Origin of the sequence: Dactylosporangium sp. NPDC049525 (assembly GCF_040676755.1) — a bacterium.
Lineage (GTDB): Bacteria > Actinomycetota > Actinomycetes > Mycobacteriales > Micromonosporaceae > Dactylosporangium.
Window position 1 is genome coordinate 136,521 of the sequence record NZ_JBFAPO010000016.1, and the last position, 19,505, is coordinate 156,025.

Below are 19,505 nucleotides of genomic sequence, written 5' to 3' on the forward strand. Positions count from 1 at the left end.
GGGGTCGGGCCGCGATTCGCGCTCCGCGGAGCCGTCGGGCAGACCGGCGGCTCGCTTGCCGAGGACTGTGCGCGTCCGCGCTGCCCAAGGTTAGTAAGGCGAGGCTTACCTTTCGTGCGTTGGATCACCCGGGGGGCGGTTTGCCAGGGTCCGGCGAATTACGTAACGTTGGTGTTGTGAAAAACGTGGAGGTGGCGCAGGGGTCTGTCGCCGCTGACGCGTGCCCACCGCTTGACGTGCGCACCCGTGACCGGGTCACGGAGCTGCTGCTGCAGCAGGGGTCGGCCACGGCGACCGAGCTGGGGCTAGCCCTCGGGCTGAGCGCGGCCGGGATCCGCCGGCACCTCGACGCGATGCTCGCCGAGGGGCTCGTCGAGAGCCGGGAGCGCCCCGACCGTGGGCGCCGTGGGCGCGGACGGCCCGCGCGGGTGTTCACGCTGACCGCCGCGGCGCGCGAGTCGCTGCCGCACACCTATGACGATCTTGCCACGTCCGCGCTGCGCTGGATCGCCGAGCACCACGGGCCCTCCGCGGTGGCCGCGTTCGCCATGGCGCAGGTCGCCGGGCTCGAGGAGCGCTGCAAGGCCGCGATGGCGGAGGCCGGCGACGACCCTCTCGCCAGGGCCGAGGCCCTCGCCAAGGCGCTGACCGCCGAGGGCTACGCTGCGGGCGCGACGACCATCGCGACCGGCGGGCAGCTGTGCCAGCACCACTGCCCGGTGGCGCACGTCGCCGCCGAGTTCTCCGAGCTGTGCGAGGCCGAGACCCAGGTGATCTCCCGCCTGGTCGGCACGCACGTCCAAAGGCTCGCGACCATCGCCAACGGCGATGGCATCTGCACCACCCACATTCCGGCACCGGTTCCCGGTGGCCGAATCGATAGGGTCCGTCCCGATAGGCAAAGGAACGTGAGATGACCACTGCCGATCAGCTTGCCGGCCTCGGCCGGTACGAGTACGGCTGGGCCGACTCGGACAGCGCGGGTGCCACGGCACGCCGTGGCCTGAACGAGGACGTCGTGCGCGACATCTCGGCGAAGAAGAGCGAACCCCAGTGGATGCTCGACCTTCGTCTCAAGGGCCTGCGCCTGTTCGACCGCAAGCCGATGCCGGCGTGGGGCGCGGACCTGTCGCACATCGACTTCGACAACATCAAGTATTTCGTCCGCTCGACCGAGAAGCAGGCGGCGAGCTGGGAAGACCTCCCGGACGACATCAAGAGCACCTATGACCGGCTCGGCATCCCCGAGGCGGAGAAGCAGCGTCTCGTCGCCGGCGTCGCCGCGCAGTACGAGTCGGAGGTCGTCTACCACAAGATCCGCGAGGACCTTGAGGAGCAGGGCGTGCTCTTCCTCGACACGGACACCGCGCTGCGCGAGCACGAGGACGTGTTCAAGGAGTACTTCGGCACCGTGATCCCGGTCGGCGACAACAAGTTCGCCGCGCTCAACACCTCGGTGTGGTCCGGCGGCAGCTTCATCTACGTGCCCAAGGGCGTGAAGGTGGAGATCCCGCTGCAGGCCTACTTCCGGATCAACACCGAGAACATGGGCCAGTTCGAGCGGACGCTGATCATCGTCGACGAGGACGCCTACGTCCACTACGTCGAGGGCTGCACCGCGCCGATCTACTCCTCGGACTCGCTGCACTCCGCGGTCGTGGAGATCATCGTGAAGAAGGGCGGGCGCTGCCGCTACACCACGATCCAGAACTGGTCGACCAACGTCTACAACCTGGTCACCAAGCGCGCCGTGTGCCACGAGGGCGCGACGATGGAGTGGATCGACGGCAACCTCGGCTCCAAGGTCACCATGAAGTACCCGGCGGTCTACATGATCGGCGAGCACGCCAAGGGTGAGGTCATGTCGGTCGCGATGGCCGGCGAGGGCCAGCACCAGGACGCCGGCGCCAAGATGGTGCACGCCGCGCCGCACACGTCCTCGACCATCGTGTCGAAGTCGATCGCCCGTGGCGGCGGCCGCACCTCCTACCGTGGCCTGGTCCAGGTCCTGGAGGGCTCGCACCACTCCCGCTCGACGGTGAAGTGCGACGCGCTGCTCGTCGACACGATCTCCCGCTCCGACACGTATCCCTACGTCGACATCCGCGAGGACGACGTGTCGATGGGGCACGAGGCGACCGTCTCGAAGATCAGCGACGACCAGCTGTTCTACCTGATGTCCCGCGGCCTCACCGAGGACGAGGCGATGGCGATGATCGTGCGCGGCTTCATCGAGCCGATCGCCAAGGAACTGCCCATGGAGTATGCGTTGGAGCTCAACCGGCTCATCGAGATGCAGATGGAGGGCGCGGTCGGATGAGCGGCCAGCGAAGCGGCTCGGGCCGCTCATCGTGTGTCAGTTTTGGCTCAGGCCGACGCTGGAGCGAAGCGGAGGCGGCGGAATGAGCGGCCAGCGAAGCGGCTCGGGCCGCTCATGGTGTGTCAGTTTTGGCTCAGGCCGACGCTGGAGCGAAGCGGAGGCGGCGGAATGAGCGCCCCCGTACTGGTTCCACCGAAGACCCGCGCGCAGCAGGTCCGATCGTTCGACGTCGCGGACTTCCCGGCCCTCACCGGCCGGGAGGAGGAGTGGCGGTTCACCCCGCTCAAGCGCCTTCGCGGCCTCGCGACGGCGGTCACCGAAGCGGGCGTCGCGGCGCCGAAGGTCGAGGCCGGTGAGCTGCCCGCGGGCGTGACCGTCGTGACCGTCGACCGCACCGACCCGCGGGTCGGCTCGGCGCTGACCCCGTTCGACCGGATCAGCGCGCTCGCCGCCGGCTCGGCCGCCGACGCGCTGGTCGTGTCCGTCGCGGCGAACGCCGTGCTGGAGACCGCCGCCGTGGTGCGGCTGGTCGGCACCACCACCGAGGTCGCGTTCGGCCACACCGTGGTCGAGGTCGGCCGGCTCGCCGAGGCGACCGTCGTGCTGGAGCAGGTCGGCTCGGTCACCCTCGCCGACAACGTCGAGGTGCTCGTCGGCGACGCGGCCCGGCTCACCCTGGTCACCGTCACCGACTGGGACACCGACGCCGTCCAGGCGCAGCACATCCGGTTCCGGCTCGGCCGCGACGCCAAGGTCACGCACATCCAGGTGACGCTCGGCGGCAACGTCGTGCGGCAGTACACCAGCGTCGACTACACCGGCCGGGGCGGCGAGATCGACGCGTTCGGGCTCTACTTCGCCGACGCCGGCCAGCACCTGGAGCACCGGCTGCTGGTCGACCACTCGGTGCCGGACTGCCGCAGCTTCGTGTCCTACCGGGGCGCGCTGCAGGGCCAGGACTCGCACACCGTGTGGGTCGGCGACGTGCTCATCCGCGCCGAGGCGACCGGCACCGACACGTATGAGATCAACCGCAACCTGGTGCTGACCGACGGGGCGCGCGCCGACTCGGTGCCCAACCTGGAGATCGAGACCGGCGAGGTCGTCGGCGCCGGTCACGCCAGCACCACCGGGCGCTTCGACGACGAGCAGCTGTTCTACCTGATGTCCCGGGGCATCCCGGACGACCAGGCCCGCAAGCTCGTGGTTCGCGGCTTCTTCGCCGAGCTGCTGCACAAGATCCCGGTCGAGTCGCTGCGCGACCGGCTGGGTGAGGTCATCGACTCTCGGCTCGAGGCGGCCGGCACGTGATCAAAGTATGTGCGGTCGCGGACGTGGCGAAGGGGACGGTGCAGCAGTTCGAGGTCGAAGGGACCGAGATCGCGCTCGTCCATGCCGATGACGACAACTTCTACGCCGCCTATGACGAGTGCTCGCACGCCGCGGTCGCGCTGTCCGAGGGCGAGGTCGACGGCTGCACCCTGGAGTGCTGGCTGCACGGCTCGCGCTTCGACCTGCGCACCGGCGAGCCGAGCGGCCTGCCGGCGACCGAACCGGTCCCGGTCTACCCCGTCGAGATCCGCGACGGCGACGTGTACATCGACTTGAATCCCAGTAATGGAGTGACGCAGTGAGCACGCTGGAGATCAGCAACCTGCAGGTGTCGGTGAAGCTGCCCGACGGCGAGCTGAAGCCGATCCTCGCCGGGGTCGATCTGACCGTCCGGGCGGGGGAGACCCACGCCATCATGGGCCCCAACGGCTCCGGCAAGTCCACCCTGGCGTATTCGATCGCCGGTCACCCGCGCTACCAGGTCACCGGCGGCAGCGTGGTCCTCGACGGGCAGGACGTCCTGCAGATGACCGTCGACGAGCGCGCCCGCGCCGGGCTGTTCCTCGCCATGCAGTATCCGGTCGAGGTCCCCGGCGTCTCCGTCGCCAACTTCCTGCGCACGGCGAAGACCGCGATCGACGGCGAGGCGCCGAAGCTGCGCACCTGGGCCGGCGAGCTGCGCGGCGCCATGGAGAAGCTGCAGATGGACCCGGCGTTCGCCCAGCGCAACGTCAACGAGGGCTTCTCCGGCGGTGAGAAGAAGCGCCACGAGATCATGCAGCTGGAGCTGCTCAAGCCGAAGATCGCGGTGCTCGACGAGACCGACTCCGGCCTCGACATCGACGCGCTGCGCGTCGTCAGCGAGGGCGTCAACCGGGTCCGCGAGTCGGGCGACACCGGCCTGCTGCTCATCACGCACTACACCCGGATCCTCCGGTACATCAAGCCCGACCACGTCCACGTCTTCGTCGGTGGCCGCATCGTCGAAGAGGGCGGGCCGGAGCTCGCAGAGCAGCTCGAGGCCGAAGGCTACGAGCGCTACCTGGCGGGTGCGGGACCCGCGACCCACGCATAGGGGAATTATGAACGCGCTGGATGTTGACGCGGTACGCAAGGACTTCCCGATCCTGGATCGGGAGGTCAACGGCAACCCGCTCGTCTACCTCGACTCCGGGAACACGTCGCAGAAGCCTCGCCAGGTGATCGACGCGGTCCGGGAACACTACGAGCTGCACAACGCCAACGTCGCCCGGTCCGTGCACACGCTCGGCACCGAGGCGACCGAGGCGTTCGAGGGCGCCCGCGAGAAGGTCGCGGCGTTCGTCGGGGCGGGCACCGCGGCCGAGATCGTGTTCACGAAGAACTCGACCGAGGCGATCAACCTCGTCGCGCACTCCTTCACCGCCGGTGCGCAGGACCCGCGCCTGCGCCTCGGACCCGGTGACGAGATCGTGATCACCGAGATGGAGCACCACTCCAACATCGTGCCGTGGCAGCTGCTCGCGCAGCGCACCGGCGCGACGCTGCGCTGGTTCGGGCTCACCGACGAGGGCCGGCTCGACCTGTCCCAGCTCGAGGAGCTGATCAACGAGCGCACGAAGCTCGTGTCGGTGGTGCACTACTCCAACCTGCTCGGCACGATCAACCCCGTCGACGTCCTCGTCGCCCGGGCCCGGCAGGTCGGCGCGCTGGTGCTGCTGGACGGCTCCCAGTCGGTGCCGCACATCCCCGTCGACGTGACCGCGCTCGGCGCCGACTTCGTCGCGTTCACCGGGCACAAGATGCTCGGCCCGACCGGCATCGGCGCCCTGTGGGGACGCTTCGAGCTGCTCGACGCCATGCCCCCGTTCCTGGGCGGCGGCTCGATGATCGAGACGGTGGCGATGACCGGCTCGACGTTCATGCCGCCCCCGGCCCGCTTCGAGGCCGGCACCCCGCCGATCGCGGAGGCGGTCGGGCTCGGCGCCGCCGTGGACTACCTGACGGCCGTCGGCATGGACGCGATCCAGGTGTACGAGAAGCAGCTCACCGCCTACGCTCTCGACGCCCTCGCCGCGACGCCGGACGTGCGGGTCATCGGGCCGACGGACACCGCCGACCGCGGGGCGACGATCTCCTTCACCGTCGACGGGATCCACCCGCACGACGTCGGGCAGATCCTCGACGACGAGGGCGTGCAGGTCCGGGTCGGGCACCACTGCGCGCGGCCCACCTGCGTGCGCTTCGGCGTGCCGGCGACCACGCGGGCGTCGTTCTACCTGTACACGACGACGGCCGAGATCGACGCGCTGGTGCGCGGGCTGGAGCGGGTGCGGAAGGTCTTCGCATGAAGCTCGACCAGCTCTACCAGGAGATCATCCTGGATCATTACAAGCGGCCGCACGGCCGTGGCCTGCGCGAGCCGTTCGACGCGGAGGCCCACCACGTCAACCCGACCTGCGGTGACGAGGTGACGCTGCGCGTGTCGATCAAGGGCGACACCGTCGCGGACGTCTCCTACGAGGGCATGGGCTGCTCGATCAGCCAGGCCTCCGCGAGCATCCTGCACGAGCTGCTCAAGGGCGGCACCGTGCAGGACTCGCTGCGCAGGCATGAGGCGTTCGCCGAGCTCATGGGCGGCCGCGGCCAGGTCGAGCCGGACGAGGAGTTGCTGGAGGACGCGGTGGCGTTCGCCGGCGTGGCGAAATACCCTGCCCGGGTCAAGTGCGCGTTGCTGCCATGGATGGCATACAAGGACGCGCTCACCAGGGCAGTTGTTGCTGAAGAAGGCCCAGACGAGGAGAAGGCATGACCGCGGTGCTCGCCGACATCGAAGAGGCGATGAAGGACGTCGTCGACCCCGAGCTGGGGATCAACGTCGTCGACCTGGGCCTCGTGTATGGCATCCACGTCGACGAGGAGAACGTCGCGACCCTCGACATGACACTGACGTCCGCGGCCTGCCCGCTGACCGACGTCATCGAGGACCAGACCCGTCAGGCGCTGACCACCGGCCCGGGCGGCGGTCTGGTCAGCGACATCCGGATCAACTGGGTGTGGCTGCCGCCGTGGGGCCCGGACAAGATCAGCGACGAGGGCCGCGACCAGCTGCGTGCCCTCGGCTTCAACGTCTAGCGGGGTTTGGCCGTCGGGCAGGAGCAGAGGTACTCCACGATCTCCCCGATCGCGCGGATCCTCTGCTCGATCACGTCGGACTCCGCGGCCTTCGCGACCCGGAACCGGTAGTTCTCCAGGATCTGGTCGGGCTTCGTCGCCGCGACGAGGTCCGGCGCGTCGCTGAACGCGCGCTTGAAATGCTCCCAGGCCTCGTCCTTGGTCTCGAAGACCAGGCAGTAGACCTCGGGGGAGTTCCGCAGCGTCCGGTCGAGCTCGATGGCCTGCTCGTCGGTGATGTTCATGCGGAGGAACACCGCCACGTCGACGCCGGGCCGGCCGCAGCTGTCGGCGACCACCTGCGGCGGGTCGTCGCCCGGCGCGAGCCGCCACGCGGCCACCCCACCGGACAGCGCTACGGCCAGCGCGGCCGCCCCGGCGAGGGCCTGCCGGCGCCGTTGCCGGCTCGCGGTCGCGCGGACCGCGGCCACCCCGTCGGGCCGGATCGCGTCGTGGGCCAGTTCGTATTCGGCACGCAGCGCGTCCCGCAGATCGTGTGTCACCGTGGCACCTCTCGATAGTCGTGGAGACTGGCGGCGAGGGAGTGCCGGGCCCGGTACAGCCACGTGCGGACGGTGCCCTCACGGACCCGGCACAGCTCCGCGACCTCGGCCACCGGCAACCCGACCAGGTAGTGCAGCACCACCGCCCGACGCTGCCCGTCGGGCAGGTCCGTGAGCGCGTCCCGGATCGCCACGCCGTGCTCGCCCGGTTCGGGCATCGGCTCGACCCGCAGCATGCCCTGGTGCCGCAGCGCGGTGCGCAGGCGGCGCAGGCGGGACGTGGCGAGGTTCCACGCCACCCGGCGGATCCAGGCGGCGGGCTCCTCGTATCGGCTGATGCGGTCCCAGCGCTGCCAGGCGCGCACGAACGCCTCCTGGGTCAGGTCACGTGCCTCGTCGAGGTCGCCGAGGTACACGCTGAGCTGTGCGGCTATCGGCCGGAACTGCAGCGCGTAACACTCGGCGAACCCGTCGGCATCCCTCATGCAGACATCACGTCCGACGGCGGGGAAAGGTCACAGCACCAGGATGACTGCCAGAACCGCGATGACCGCGCTCGACGTCAGCGCGGTCCACAGCCGGCCGCGCGGGCTGGTGAGCACCTTCCCGAGCAGGGTGCCACCACCGGCGATCAGCAGCTGCCAGCTCGCCGACGCCACGAACGCGGCCAGGACCCACACGGTCTCGCCCGCGGCGGACAGGCCGTCGTCGGCGCGCCGGCCGAGGACCAGCGCACCGAAGTAGACGATGGTCGCCGGGTTGAGCAGGGTGAGGCCGAGCAGCGCGAAATACGCGCCGGCCGGGCGGCTCATCCTGCCGTCGGTGTCGCGGGCCCGCGCCGCGTCGCGACGGTGCCTGAGTGCGTCGACGGCGGTCTTGGCGGCGAGCGCCAGGAGTACCACCGCCGCGACCCAACGCAGAGGCGTCGAGATCGGTGCGATCAGCCCCGCGAGGGCGGCGCCGCCGAGGACCGCGACGACCGCATAGATCCCGTCGGCGGTGGCGACGCCCAGCGCGGCGCCGGCGCCGGTCCTCCAGCCGGAGCGGGCGGCGAGGCCGGCGATCAGGGCGCCGATGGCACCGACCGGGACCGCCACCCCGTAACCGGCGAGCATCCCCGAGAGGATGATCTCGCCGAGGCCGGGGATCACGAGCGCTGCTTGCGGCTCGCCTCCGTCGGGGTGCCGGCCTGTCGCATGGTCCCTTCGCCGGCGGGGGCGGGGACTGCGGCGGGTCGGCATCGGCTCATGGCGAGCATCATGCCGACGGCTGCTCCCCGTCGCGACCGATATTTTTCAGCGCCTCCCGCTGGGACAATCCGGACAGGTCCGGGTGGTCGGCGACGTAGCGGCGGACCGCGGCAGGGTCGGTCTTCGCGTATTCACGCAGCGCCCAGCCGATCCCCTTGCGGATGAAGAAGTCCTGTTCGTGCCGCCATCGGGTGCAGTACGCGAAGAGCCGCTCGGCGTCCGTGGCGGCGCGGTACCGCAGCTGGTGCAGGATCGCGGTGCGCGCCACCCACAGGTCGTCGTCGGCGGCCCAGGCGTCCATCGGGGTCTGATCGCCGCTGACGACGGGGCCGACGACGTTGGCGGCGAGCGCGTCGACGGTGTCCCACCACGATTTCGTGGTGATGAGCGTCCGCAGGGTCGGCAGGGCGGCCGGGGTGAGCGTCTTCGCGTGGCGGGTCAGCAAATCGCAGGCGAAGTACTGGAACTCCCGCTCCGGCAGCTCCCAGCATGCCTGCGCGACTTCCAGGGGGTCGCCCGGCGCCGTCAGGAACGGCCTGGCCAACTGCCGCCGCAGCGGGCTCGGCAGGCCGAGGAACTCGAACTGGTCCCGCATGTACGCGCGCATCGCCGCGGCCTGACCGGGGGCTGCGTGCTCCCGGTAGACCGCGGCGAGGTCGTCGATCAGACGTGCTTGCGTCACAGGCTGCTGGTGGCGAACGTGTCGCACTGCTTCGGGTCGCCCTTGTCGAAGCCGATCTTGAACCACTTCTGGCGCTGCGCGGACGTGCCGTGGGTGAACGCGTCGGGGTTCACGCCGCTGCCGGACTTCTTCTGGATGGTGTCGTCGCCGATCGCCTGGGCCGCTTCCAGCGCCTCATCGATGTCCTGCTGGGTGATGCTCTTGAAGAGCACCGCGTCGCCCTCTTTGTCCTTGGTCTCCGTGGCGTGGAAGGCCCAGGTCCCGGCGTAGCAGTCGGCCTGCAGCTCCAGGCGCACCGAGCCCGACGTGGGGCCGGTGTCGCCCTGCTGGACCTTGGCGTTGGTGCCGAGCAGGTTCTGGATGTGGTGGCCGTACTCGTGCGCGATCACGTACGGCGCGGCGAACTCGCCCTTGGCCCCGAAGCGGCTGGAGAGCTCGTTGTAGAAGGTGAGGTCGATGTACACCTGGCTGTCGGTGGGGCAGTAGAACGGCCCGACGCCGGAGTCGGCCTGGCCGCAGCCGGTGTTGACGGCGCCGTTGAAGTAGTTCGTCTTCACCGGCTGGTACTCCTTGCCGAACGCCAGCGGCATCTCGGTCTTCCAGTACGCCTGGACGGAGTTGATGTAGAGCAGGTTGCGGCAGTCGGCGTCGTTGAACCGGTCCTTGTTGGACTTGTCGCAGCGCTTCTCGATGTCGGAGTTGTCGGCCTGCTGGTCGCCGCCGCCCCCGCCGCCGAGGATGCCGCTGCCGAAGAGGCCGCCGCCGCCGCAGATCACCAGCGCGAGCACGATCAGGGTGATGATGAGGCCCATCTTGCCGCCCCCACCGATGGGGATGGGGATGCCGCCGATACCGCCGCCACCGCCACCGCCGCCACCACTGGTCGACCCGCGCAGGTCGTTGACCTGGCTGCTGTCGAGGTCGGCATCGTCGTTGAACTCCATGGCACACCTCTTCGTACGGGGGGACCTTGCGGGATCGACCGGTGTCTGCTCCGACCGGTACCCGATGATCTTGTGACGTAATCGTGTGGCGGTCCTGCGCGGTGCGCACGGTACGATATGCGGGTGACTCGTACTCAGAGGGAGTGACCCCAGTTCTGAACCTGGAGTCTGTCCACCTTCCCTTTGAATATTTCGAGAGCGAGTCCTTCCTGTGATCACGACCACGGGTCTTGAGCTGCGCGCGGGCGCGCGCATCCTCCTCAGCGACATCAACCTCCGCATCCAGCCCGGCGACCGCATCGGTCTCGTCGGCCGCAACGGTGCCGGGAAGACCACCACCCTCAAGGTCCTCGCGGGTGAGGGCACCCCGCACGCGGGTCTGGTGGACAGCCGTGGCCCCGTCGGCTACCTGCCGCAGGACCCGCGCACCGGCGACCTTGAGGTGACCGCCCGCGACCGGGTCCTGTCCGCCCGCGGCCTGGACACCATCTATGCCGAGATGAAGGCCCTCGAGGCTCGTCTGGGCGATGACGACCGGCTGATCCGGCGGTACGGGCAGCTCGAGGACCAGTTCGCCGGGCTCGGCGGTTACGCGGCCGAGGCCGAGGCCGCCCGGATCTGTGCCAACCTGGGCCTGCCCGACCGGGTCCTCGCGCAGACCATCGGCACGCTGTCCGGCGGTCAGCGGCGCCGCATCGAGCTGGCCCGCATCCTGTTCCGCGACGCGGCCGCGACCGGCGGCGGCATCCTGCTGCTGGACGAGCCGACCAACCACCTCGACTCGGACTCCATCACCTGGCTGCGGAACTTCCTGTCCAGCCACAAGGGCGGCCTGGTCGTCATCTCCCACGACGTCGACATGCTCGACGCGATCGTCAACAAGGTGTGGTACCTCGATGCCAACCGCGCCACGATCGACTTCTACAACCTGAACTGGAAGCTGTACCAGCAGCAGCGCGAGACCGACGAGAAGCGCCGCAAGCGCGAGCGGGCCAACGCGGAGAAGAAGGCCGGCGCCCTGTTCGCGCAGGCGGACAAGATGCGGGCCAAGGCCACCAAGACCATCGCCGCGCAGAACATGGCCCGCCGGGCCGAGCGCATGCTGGGCGATCTCGAAGAGGTCCGGGTCTCCGACAGGGTCGCGAAGGTGCGCTTCCCCAACCCGAAGCCGTGCGGCAAGACCCCGCTGACGGCGTCCGGGCTGTCGAAGTCGTACGGGTCGCTCGAGATCTTCATGGACGTCGACGTGGCCGTCGACCGCGGCTCCCGGGTGGCGATCCTCGGGCTCAACGGCGCCGGCAAGACCACGCTGCTGCGGATGCTGGCCGGGGAGCTCTCGCCGGACAGCGGTGAGGTGCACGAGGGGCACGGCCTGCAGCGCGGGTACTACGCCCAGGAGCACGAGCAGCTCGACGTCGACCGGACCATCCTGGAGCTGATGCGCTCCGCCGCCCCGGACCAGAACGACACCGAGCTGCGCAAGATCCTCGGCGCGTTCCTGTTCACCGGCGACGACGTCGACAAGCCCGCCGGGGTGCTGTCCGGCGGGGAGAAGACCCGGCTCGCCCTGGCGACGCTGGTCTGCTCCGGCGCCAACGTGCTGCTGCTCGACGAGCCGACGAACAACCTCGACCCGATCAGCCGGGAGCAGGTCCTGGACGCGATCGCGCGCTACCCGGGGGCGATCGTGCTCGTCACGCACGACCCGGGCGCGGTAACGGCGCTCAAGCCGGACCGGGCGATCCTGCTGCCCGACGGCGTCGAGGACGCGTGGAGCGACGACCTCCTCGAACTGGTCGAGCTCGCCTGAGCCCTTACCAGGGTGTTATCAGCAGGGCCTCCACGACGATCGCGAGGACTGCCCCCACTGCCGTGAGCAGCAGCGGGGTCGGGGGCAGCTCGCCGCCGGGCTTCTCGGGCGCCACCGCGGCGACGGTCAGCCACGGGAAGAACGGCAGCCAGGCGTGCTCGACGCCGCCGCGGGCCAGGCCGGCCGCGATGGAGAACACCACGGCCGCGCCGGCGCCCACCAGGAACGGCCAGGCGGCGGTGTTGCGGACCTTGCGCGCGCTGGCGACGATCGCCGGCCCGGTGGCCAGCAGCAGCACGACCACGCTGATCGCGCTCCACCACAGCACCGACCGGTAGGGCGCGACCCGGCTGGCGTAGTCGGTCTCCGCGGTGACCAGGCCGTCGGCCCAGCTGAAGCCGAGCAGCTGCGCGGTCAGGACGGGCGCGAGTGCGCCGATGCCCGTGACCACGTTCAGGAACGCCCGCCGTCTGGCGAAGTAGATGAACACGATCGACAGGCCCAGCCACGGCGCGGAGTACGAGAACAGCGCCGCGACACCGGTCAGCAGGCCGGCGGCGAGGGCCCACGCCGTGGCCTGCAGCCTGCGAACCCTGGTGCGGCTGGCGCGCAGGCCCGCGACGATGGCCGCGGCGCCGAGCGTGGCGACCAGGCCGTCGAGGCTCACCGCCACCCAGATCGCGTACGGGGCCAGCACGAGCACCGGCAGGTACCGCCGGGCGGCCGGTTCGCCGACCGAGTCGCGGACCGCCGACAACACCAACGGAATCGTCAGCGCCGATAGGGCGGTGATCAGGAATCCGAGGACGACGTGGTTGTCGACACCGATTTGGTCGGCCAGCCACAAAAACAGTACGGGACCCGGCGGATGGCCCCGGGAGGCGACGGAGTGCGCCGGTGCGTCGGCCGTGAAATGTCTGAGGTATGCCAGCGGATCGGCACCCACCCGCCTTACATCACCCAGGTATTCCTCCGGCGAGCCCAGAGCTTTCGTAAGACCCGACCAGCCATCGACAAGCGCCAAAGCGATAGCCCACGTCAGGCCGGCGATGTACCCGAATAGCTGAATTTTTCGCCATGATCGTCGCTGGATGGCGCCACGTGACGCAGACCACAGTACCGCCGCGGCCACCAGTGGCGCCAGCACGCTGCCCGGCCCGACCCTGATCTTGTACCTGCCGAGGAAGGGGGCGCTGGCGGTGCCCAGACGGGCGTCGAGCTGCACCGCAAGCGCGGCGAGCGCGAGTCCGCACAGGCCGAGGACAACCCAACAGAGCGCATCGCGACGCTCACGATGCGCAGTCCATGGTCGGTCGGTGGGGGGTTCGCTCATCACGGCGCATCACGGTATCGGGTAGGCGACAATGCTGTGCGTGTCGGTTGGCGTGCCGTCGATATCTAGCGCATGATCGTTCGAGGCGGTCTAATAGGTGGGACCGCACCAACCGCTCTGTCTGGGACGTGAGGGATCAGCATGGCAGCCACCGCCACCACCAGCACCGAGAAGGGTCGCCGGATCGTCGGCGCCGAAAGGCAGACACTGGCGAAGGACCTCGTGAAGCGGTACACCAACGGTGAGAGTATCCGCGCGCTCGCCGCTTCCACCGGTCGTTCCTATGGATTCGTGCACCGGGTGCTGACCGAATCTGGCGTTCAGCTTCGTCAGCGTGGCGGTGCCCGGCGCCGCAAGAAGGCGTGAACGCCACTCCCACGTCGGGAGAGGCTCGTTTCGACGTCGATGGGCCGGTTGCGACGGTGACGTTGGACCGGCCCGAGGTCCTCAACGCCCAGACCCCAGCGTTGTGGACCGACCTCCGCGCGTTCGGCCGGTCACTGCCGGGCGACGTGCGGGTGGTGATCGTCCGCGGATCCGGGCGGGCCTTCTCAGCCGGGCTCGACACCTCGGTGGCCGCGACGATGCTCGGCGGCGTCTCCGAAGCGCAGATCGCGCAATATCAGGAGGCGTTCGCGTGGCTGCGGCAGCCGTCGCTCATCTCGATCGCGGCGGTGCACGGCCACGCCATCGGCGCCGGTTTCCAGCTCGCCCTCGCCTGTGACTTCCGGGTCGTGGCCGAGGACGTCAAGTTCTGCATGGCCGAGGTCACGCTCGGGCTCGTCCCGGACCTCGGGGGCACGAAGCGGCTCGTCGAGCTGGTCGGTTATGCGCGAGCCCTGGAGCTGTGCGTGACCGGCCGGCGCGTGCCGGCCGCCGAGGCCTCGCAGATCGGTCTCGCCAACGTGGTGGTGCCGTTCTCCGCGCTCTCCGACGCCGTGAGTGACCTGACCGCGGCCGTCCTCGCGGGTTCGCGGGACGCGGTCGTGGAGATCAAGGCGCTGATCGCCGCGGCCGGCGGGCACACCTTCGCCCAGCAGGAGGCGGTCGAGCGGGCCGCGCAGGTCCGGCGGATCCAGGATCTGGCGGGCGCGGGCGAATAAGTTTTTGTCGTACCCCCGGGGCATGCTTGTGCTCAAGGTTCCGACCGGGGGTGGCGATGAGTTCGAGTGGCATGGCTGGCTGGGAGACGCTGCGTGCCCTGCGCAAGGCCGATGAGCTGGCGGGCAAGCGACTGGCCCGCGGCACGGCGAAGCGGATCCTCGCCTTCGCCCGGCCCTATCGCAGTGACATCAGTGTCTTCCTGGTCACCGTCGTGCTCGGCGCGGCCATCGGCGTCGCCACGCCGTATCTCGCCGGCGACGTCATCAACAAGATCAACGCCGGTGGTCCCGACGCCGGCGCGGCGATCGTGCGGGTCGCGCTGCTCATCGGCGCGCTCGCCGTCGTCGACGCGCTGCTGTCGCTCGTCCAGCGGTGGTATTCGGCCCGCATCGGCGAGGGCATCATCCTGTCGCTGCGCACCCAGGTCTACGGTCACGTGCAGCTCATGCCGCTGCAGTTCTTCACCCGCACCCAGACCGGCGCCCTCGTCAGCCGGCTCAACAACGACGTGCAGGGCGCCCAGCGCGCGTTCACCTCGACCCTGTCCGGCGTCGTCAGCAACGTCATCCAGCTCGTCCTCACCGCCGCGGTGATGCTCACCCTGTCCTGGCAGGTGACCCTGCTGTCGCTGGTCATGCTGCCGGTCTTCATCCTCCCGGCCCGCCGCGTCGGCAAGCGCCTCGCCGGGCTCACCCGCGAGGCCTATCAGCTCGACGCCACCATGAACGCGACGATGACCGAGCGCTTCGGCGTCGCCGGCGCCCTGCTGGTCAAGCTGTTCGGCCGGCCGGAGACCGAGGCGTCCCGCTTCGCCGACCGGGCCGGCCGAGTCCGCGACATCGGCATCCAGACCGCCATGTTCAGCCGCGTGTTCTTCGTCAGCATGCTGCTCGTCGCCTCGCTCGCGCAGGCCCTCACCTATGGGCTCGGCGGCTGGTTCGCCGTGCACGGCCAGATCACCGCCGGCACCGTCGTCACCCTCGCGCTGCTGCTCAGCCGGCTCTACGGTCCGCTGACCGCGCTGTCCAACGTCCGGGTCGACGTGATGAGCGCGCTGGTCTCGTTCGAGCGGGTCTTCGAGGTCCTCGACCTCGCCCCCGGCATCGCCGAGCGCCCCGACGCCCGCCCGCTGCCGCCCGGCGCCGCGAAGGTCGAGTTCCGCGACGTCCACTTCCGCTACCCGAGCGCGTCCGAGGTCTCCCTCGCGTCCCTGGAGGACGTCGCGTCGCTGGACCGCACCGTCACCGACGAGGTCCTCAAGGGCGTCTCCTTCACCGTCGAGCCGGGCCAGATGGTCGCGCTCGTGGGCCCCTCCGGCGCCGGCAAGTCCACCACCGCCATGCTCGTCCCGCGCATCTACGACACCAGCGGCGGCGCGGTCCTCGTCGGCGACGTCGACGTCCGCGACGCCACCCTGCAGTCCCTGCGCGACGCCATCGGCGTCGTCACCCAGGACTCCCACCTCTTCCACGAGAGCATCGCCGACAACCTGCGCTACGCGAAGCCCGACGCCACCGACGAGGAGATCCGCACCGCGCTGCGCCGCGCCCAGGTCGGCGACCTCGTCGACTCCCTCCCGGAAGGCCTCGACACCGTCGTCGGCGAGCGCGGCTACCGCTTCTCCGGCGGCGAGAAGCAACGCATCGCGATCGCCCGCCTCCTGCTCAAGGCCCCGTCCATCGTCATCCTCGACGAGGCCACTGCCCACCTCGACTCCGAGTCCGAGGCCGCCGTCCAGCGCGCCCTCGCCGAGGCCCTCACTGGGCGCACCGCCCTCGTCATCGCCCACCGCCTGTCCACGATCCGCGACGCCGACCAGATCCTGGTCGTCGACGACGGCCGCATCGTCGAGCACGGCACCCACGACTCGCTGGTCGCGGCGGCCGGCTTGTATGCGGAGCTGTACCGGACCCAGTTCGCCATCCCCGACTCCCCGCTACCCGACGCCGCCCCCTTCCCGCCCGACCCCCTCCTTCCCGCTCCCACCGCCTGACCCGGAACCGCGCCGTCACCTCCCCGGCCCGCTCCCGCCGTCTGACCGGAAACGTGCCGCCACCTCCCCGGCCGGCAACGCCGTGCTGTCGCCTCCCCGGCCGTACCGTGCCGTCGCCTCTCCGGCCGGGGCAACGCGGTGCCGTCGCCTCTCTGGCCGGACCGTGCCGTCGCTTCTCCGGCCGGCAACGCCGTGCCGTCACCTCTCCGGCCCGCTCCCACCGTCCGTCACCTGCCCGGCAACGCCGTGCCGCCACCTCCCCGGCCGCACCCACCGTCTGACCGGAAACGTGCCGCTACCTCCCCGGCAACGCCGTGCCGTCGCCTCTCCGGTCGGACCGTGCCGTCGCCTCTCCGGCCCCGGCAACGCCGTGCTGTCACCTCTGCGGCCCGCTCCCACCGTCTGACCGGAAACGTGCCGTCACCTCTGCGGCCGGACCGTGCCGTCACCTCTCCGGCAACGCCGTGCCGCCACCTCCCCGGCCGGACCGTGCCGTCGCTTCTCCGGCCCGCTCCCGCCGTCTGACCGGAAACGTGCCGCCACCTCCCCGGCAACGCCGCGCCGCCACCTCCCCGGCCGGACTGTGTCGTCGCTTCTCCGGGCGGGCCGTGCCGTCGCCTCCCCGGGCGGGCCGTGTCGTCGCTTCTCCGGGCGGGCCGTGCCGTCGCCTCCCCGGGCGGGCCGTGTCGTCGCTTCTCCGGGCGGGCCGTGCCGTCGCCTCCCTGGCCGGACCGTGTCGTCGCTTCTCCGGCCGTGTCGTCACCTCCCCGGGCGGGCCGTGTCGTCGCTTCTCCGGGCGGGCCGTGCCGTCGCTTCTCCGGCCCGCCCCCACCGTCTGACCGGAAACGTGCCGTCACCTCCCCGGCAACGCCGCGCCGTCACCTCTCCGGCCGGCAACGTGGCGTCAACCGGCGGCAGCGCCCAGGGCGTGCCCTGCCGCTCATGTAGGTGGCGATCGTTGACGGTTCGTCGTGACGGATGGGTCGACGCGTCGTAGGACGGTGAACGGACCGCTGTTGCCCGAGGCCGGAAGGTATTCGGGCCGGGTGGGTGCTGTCGGGGATCGCCGGGGTCCTCGTGGACGTTGCGGGCCGGGGCTGCGCAGCGGGGATCGGCCGGAACGGCACGGGTCATGGACGATCTGTCATGAACGGTTGCGACGGCGGAGCGCGTACATGACCTGGGACGGTTCCTTGCGGTGGCCCAGTTCGTGACGACGGCCGGCCCGTGGATGGACGATCAGCGCGGTTCCTCGTCCGCGCGCACCGGCATGCGGCCGACGCCCCGGAAAGGGGCTGTGCGTCGCAGGTGTGCGGGCCGGCTCACTCCTGGTCAGGATGGCGCCAGCCCGCAGCTGTCGCATCCCGTCGGGCGCGATCAGGGTCATCCTGCCCCGGCCCGGCGCGGGGTTCGGAGACGTCGGACGTGCTCGTGGCCGATCAGGGCTACGCCTGCGACTGCATCCGGACGCGCTGCGGCGTCGCGGGATCCGGCACCATCCCGGAACGCGAGGACCGGCCGCCTGCGAGCGCGCGCCGGCCTCTCCCGCAGGCGCCTCGTCCTCATCGCCGCACTCAGGTGGCTCCCTCCCGCCGCGGCGCCGGCCCGCTGGCGTGCCGCGGTGGCGTGCCGGCAGTCGGGCGGTGTGAGCGCGGAAACTCGCTGGGCCTGGGCGGCCACCGAAGTTCCGCGATCATGGTGACGAGCGCCTGGCCCGGCACGCATCCCGGTCCGATCCGAACCGCCCGCAGACGCCAGCACTCGCCGGATCCCCACAATCCGGTGGATCCCTGTTCGCCGGCGACCGCCGCGCGAAGTGCATGAGCCGAGGACCTTCAGAGCCCGGGTAGATCACACGGTGTCGATGTGCGCCCCCGCCCGGGCCTGCGAGCCGTGCGCGTGCCAGAGTGCTGCGCCGGCATCCGTACGTTCGGCGCGAAACGGACATGCCGTGCGTCCGGCTGGGAGTGTTCGCGCTTGATGGCTCGGCGTGGTAGTGCCGCGGGCGACGTGGTCCGGTCGTGCCGGGTGGCGGAGCGACAGTATGCAATGGGCATTCTCGGGCGTGTTCCGGCGTGTCCGGGCGTTCTGCGCATGCGATCGATGGTGCTCATCATCACACTTGACAGACGTCGAGATTGGTCAATGTGTTAGCCACGGCTCGCGTTTGATGGGGGATTGTCGATTGGTTCTTCGGGAAAATGTGCGGCCTTGGCGGGGTGGTGTGCTCAGGCGAGCAGGGGCCAGGCGAACTGCGCGGCGGTGGCCTGCAGGGCCGGGGTCTGCGGGTAGTTCTGGCTGGGCAGTTGTGCCCGGATCGCCCTGAGCCAGTCCCGGTACGTCGCACCCGCCGGCAGGTCTGCGAGGGCGGTGAGCGCCACGTACGTGAAGGCGCCGTTGGGGCGGCCGGAGAACGTGGCGTCGTAGGAGTACTCGGTGTCGCGGCACGCGGCCAGCAGCAGCGCCGCGGAGCGGGGGTGGGCCCGGAGTGCGCCGCGGCCCGGGAGGCCGGCGGGAGGGATGGCGGGCGGGGGCAGGAACGTCGACGGGGCGAGGAAGCGGCTCGAGCAGCGGCTGTCGCCGAGGGGGCGGCTCAGCCGGGTCAGGGTTCCCGAGTGGCACGAGTCGGAGATGAGCACCGTGCGCACGCCGGGGGCGGCCGTGCTGAACAGCGTGGACAGTTCGTCGTCGAGCAGTGGGCCGTTGGCGGCGATGTCGTGCGGGCAGATGGCCTCGTCGCGGTGGTCGGGCTCGTCGCCGTCGAGGTCCGGGACCCAGGTGCCGTGGCCGGAGTACGTGATGACGACCGCGTCGCCGGCGGACGTGCGGGACAGCAGGTCGGCGATGCCGGTGCGGATCGCGGCGCCGGATGCGGCGCTGTCGAGCAGGGTGCGCACGTCGAAGCCGCGGGCGGTCAGGGCGTCGGTCCAGTCGGCGGCGTCGTTGCGGCAGCCGTACAGGTCGTTGGAGACGCCCGGGTAGTCGTTGATGCCGACGCAGAGTGCGAGTTTCATGGTGTCCCCCGTGAACACGTCGAAACGATGGAACCTTCTGTAGTGAAGGCGTCACAGGGAGGCGATT

The 19,505-nt window shown here is 70.4% G+C and carries 18 protein-coding genes and 1 pseudogene; 12 read left to right on the forward strand and 7 right to left on the reverse strand.

What is annotated here, in order from left to right; translation table 11 throughout:
* Nucleotides 1-185: 185 nt before the first annotated feature.
* The 8 genes and pseudogenes from AB0K00_RS23740 to AB0K00_RS23775 all read left to right on the forward strand — a co-directional run.
* Complete coding sequence (locus AB0K00_RS23740) at nt 186-917, forward strand: ArsR family transcriptional regulator (RefSeq protein WP_363523729.1); 732 nt, start codon at nt 186-188, stop codon at nt 915-917.
* The gene (gene sufB / locus AB0K00_RS23745; RefSeq protein WP_363523667.1) at nt 914-2,320 is read left to right on the forward strand and encodes a Fe-S cluster assembly protein SufB; all 1,407 of its coding nucleotides are present in this window, start codon (nt 914-916) and stop codon (nt 2,318-2,320) included. The genes AB0K00_RS23740 and sufB overlap by 4 nt, the downstream gene beginning before the upstream one ends.
* A 168-nt stretch (nt 2,321-2,488) precedes the next feature.
* Nucleotides 2,489-3,631, forward strand: coding sequence for a Fe-S cluster assembly protein SufD (sufD, locus tag AB0K00_RS23750; RefSeq protein ID WP_363523668.1), 1,143 nt, complete (start codon nt 2,489-2,491; stop codon nt 3,629-3,631).
* Nucleotides 3,628-3,954 (forward strand): non-heme iron oxygenase ferredoxin subunit, encoded by a 327-nt coding sequence (locus tag AB0K00_RS23755; RefSeq protein ID WP_363523669.1) that lies wholly within the window; start codon nt 3,628-3,630, stop codon nt 3,952-3,954. The genes sufD and AB0K00_RS23755 overlap by 4 nt, the downstream gene beginning before the upstream one ends.
* Entirely contained in the window at nt 3,951-4,727 is a 777-nt protein-coding gene (gene sufC / locus AB0K00_RS23760; protein ID WP_363523670.1) for a Fe-S cluster assembly ATPase SufC, read from the forward strand. The genes AB0K00_RS23755 and sufC overlap by 4 nt, the downstream gene beginning before the upstream one ends.
* Before the next feature lie 7 nt (nt 4,728-4,734).
* Nucleotides 4,735-5,982, forward strand: a complete 1,248-nt coding sequence (locus AB0K00_RS23765) for a cysteine desulfurase (RefSeq protein ID WP_363523671.1) — start codon at nt 4,735-4,737, stop codon at nt 5,980-5,982.
* Nucleotides 5,979-6,443 carry a Fe-S cluster assembly sulfur transfer protein SufU gene (gene sufU, locus AB0K00_RS23770; protein WP_363523672.1) on the forward strand — a complete coding sequence of 155 codons (465 nt, stop codon included), beginning with the start codon at nt 5,979-5,981 and terminating at the stop codon, nt 6,441-6,443. Before AB0K00_RS23765 ends, sufU begins: the two co-directional genes overlap by 4 nt.
* Before the next feature lie 8 nt (nt 6,444-6,451).
* A pseudogene (locus AB0K00_RS23775) lies at nt 6,452-6,766 on the forward strand (metal-sulfur cluster assembly factor); the annotation flags it as partial.
* Here the strand turns inward: AB0K00_RS23775 and AB0K00_RS23780 are convergent.
* The 5 genes from AB0K00_RS23780 to AB0K00_RS23800 all read right to left on the reverse strand — a co-directional run bounded on the left by AB0K00_RS23780 (nt 6,763) and on the right by AB0K00_RS23800 (nt 10,184).
* Entirely contained in the window at nt 6,763-7,308 is a 546-nt protein-coding gene (locus tag AB0K00_RS23780; RefSeq protein ID WP_363523673.1) for a permease-like cell division protein FtsX, read from the reverse strand. The pseudogene AB0K00_RS23775 and the gene AB0K00_RS23780 overlap by 4 nt on opposite strands.
* Nucleotides 7,305-7,793, reverse strand: coding sequence for a sigma-70 family RNA polymerase sigma factor (locus AB0K00_RS23785; protein WP_363523674.1), 489 nt, complete (start codon nt 7,791-7,793; stop codon nt 7,305-7,307). Before AB0K00_RS23785 ends, AB0K00_RS23780 begins: the two co-directional genes overlap by 4 nt.
* Before the next feature lie 30 nt (nt 7,794-7,823).
* A complete protein-coding gene (locus AB0K00_RS23790; RefSeq protein ID WP_363523730.1) occupies nt 7,824-8,423 on the reverse strand; it encodes a LysE family transporter in 600 nt (199 codons plus the stop codon).
* Between the two features lie 142 nt (nt 8,424-8,565).
* Nucleotides 8,566-9,240 (reverse strand): DNA alkylation repair protein, encoded by a 675-nt coding sequence (locus AB0K00_RS23795; RefSeq protein WP_363523675.1) that lies wholly within the window; start codon nt 9,238-9,240, stop codon nt 8,566-8,568.
* Nucleotides 9,237-10,184 (reverse strand): neutral zinc metallopeptidase, encoded by a 948-nt coding sequence (locus AB0K00_RS23800; RefSeq protein WP_363523676.1) that lies wholly within the window; start codon nt 10,182-10,184, stop codon nt 9,237-9,239. Before AB0K00_RS23800 ends, AB0K00_RS23795 begins: the two co-directional genes overlap by 4 nt.
* 211 nt (nt 10,185-10,395) lie before the next feature.
* On the opposite strand from AB0K00_RS23800, the gene AB0K00_RS23805 reads away from it, so the two are divergent.
* The gene (locus AB0K00_RS23805) at nt 10,396-11,994 is read left to right on the forward strand and encodes an ABC-F family ATP-binding cassette domain-containing protein (RefSeq protein ID WP_363523677.1); all 1,599 of its coding nucleotides are present in this window, start codon (nt 10,396-10,398) and stop codon (nt 11,992-11,994) included.
* 4 nt (nt 11,995-11,998) lie between these two features.
* Here AB0K00_RS23805 and AB0K00_RS23810 read toward each other — a convergent pair whose 3' ends face one another.
* Entirely contained in the window at nt 11,999-12,754 is a 756-nt protein-coding gene (locus AB0K00_RS23810; RefSeq protein ID WP_363523678.1) for a hypothetical protein, read from the reverse strand.
* A gap of 714 nt (nt 12,755-13,468) precedes the next feature.
* Between AB0K00_RS23810 and AB0K00_RS23815 the strand changes: the two genes are divergently transcribed.
* Genes AB0K00_RS23815 through AB0K00_RS23825 form a run of 3 tightly spaced genes read left to right on the forward strand, consistent with a single transcriptional unit; the run spans nt 13,469 to nt 16,424 of the window.
* A complete protein-coding gene (locus AB0K00_RS23815; RefSeq protein WP_033359767.1) occupies nt 13,469-13,693 on the forward strand; it encodes a helix-turn-helix domain-containing protein in 225 nt (74 codons plus the stop codon).
* Nucleotides 13,690-14,430 carry an enoyl-CoA hydratase/isomerase family protein gene (locus AB0K00_RS23820; RefSeq protein ID WP_363523679.1) on the forward strand — a complete coding sequence of 247 codons (741 nt, stop codon included), beginning with the start codon at nt 13,690-13,692 and terminating at the stop codon, nt 14,428-14,430. The genes AB0K00_RS23815 and AB0K00_RS23820 overlap by 4 nt, the downstream gene beginning before the upstream one ends.
* A gap of 56 nt (nt 14,431-14,486) precedes the next feature.
* Complete coding sequence (locus AB0K00_RS23825) at nt 14,487-16,424, forward strand: ABC transporter ATP-binding protein (RefSeq protein ID WP_363523680.1); 1,938 nt, start codon at nt 14,487-14,489, stop codon at nt 16,422-16,424.
* Nucleotides 16,425-18,652: 2,228 nt separating this feature from the next.
* Here AB0K00_RS23825 and AB0K00_RS23830 read toward each other — a convergent pair.
* Nucleotides 18,653-19,438 (reverse strand): caspase family protein, encoded by a 786-nt coding sequence (locus tag AB0K00_RS23830; protein ID WP_363523681.1) that lies wholly within the window; start codon nt 19,436-19,438, stop codon nt 18,653-18,655.
* Nucleotides 19,439-19,505: the final 67 nt, after the last annotated feature.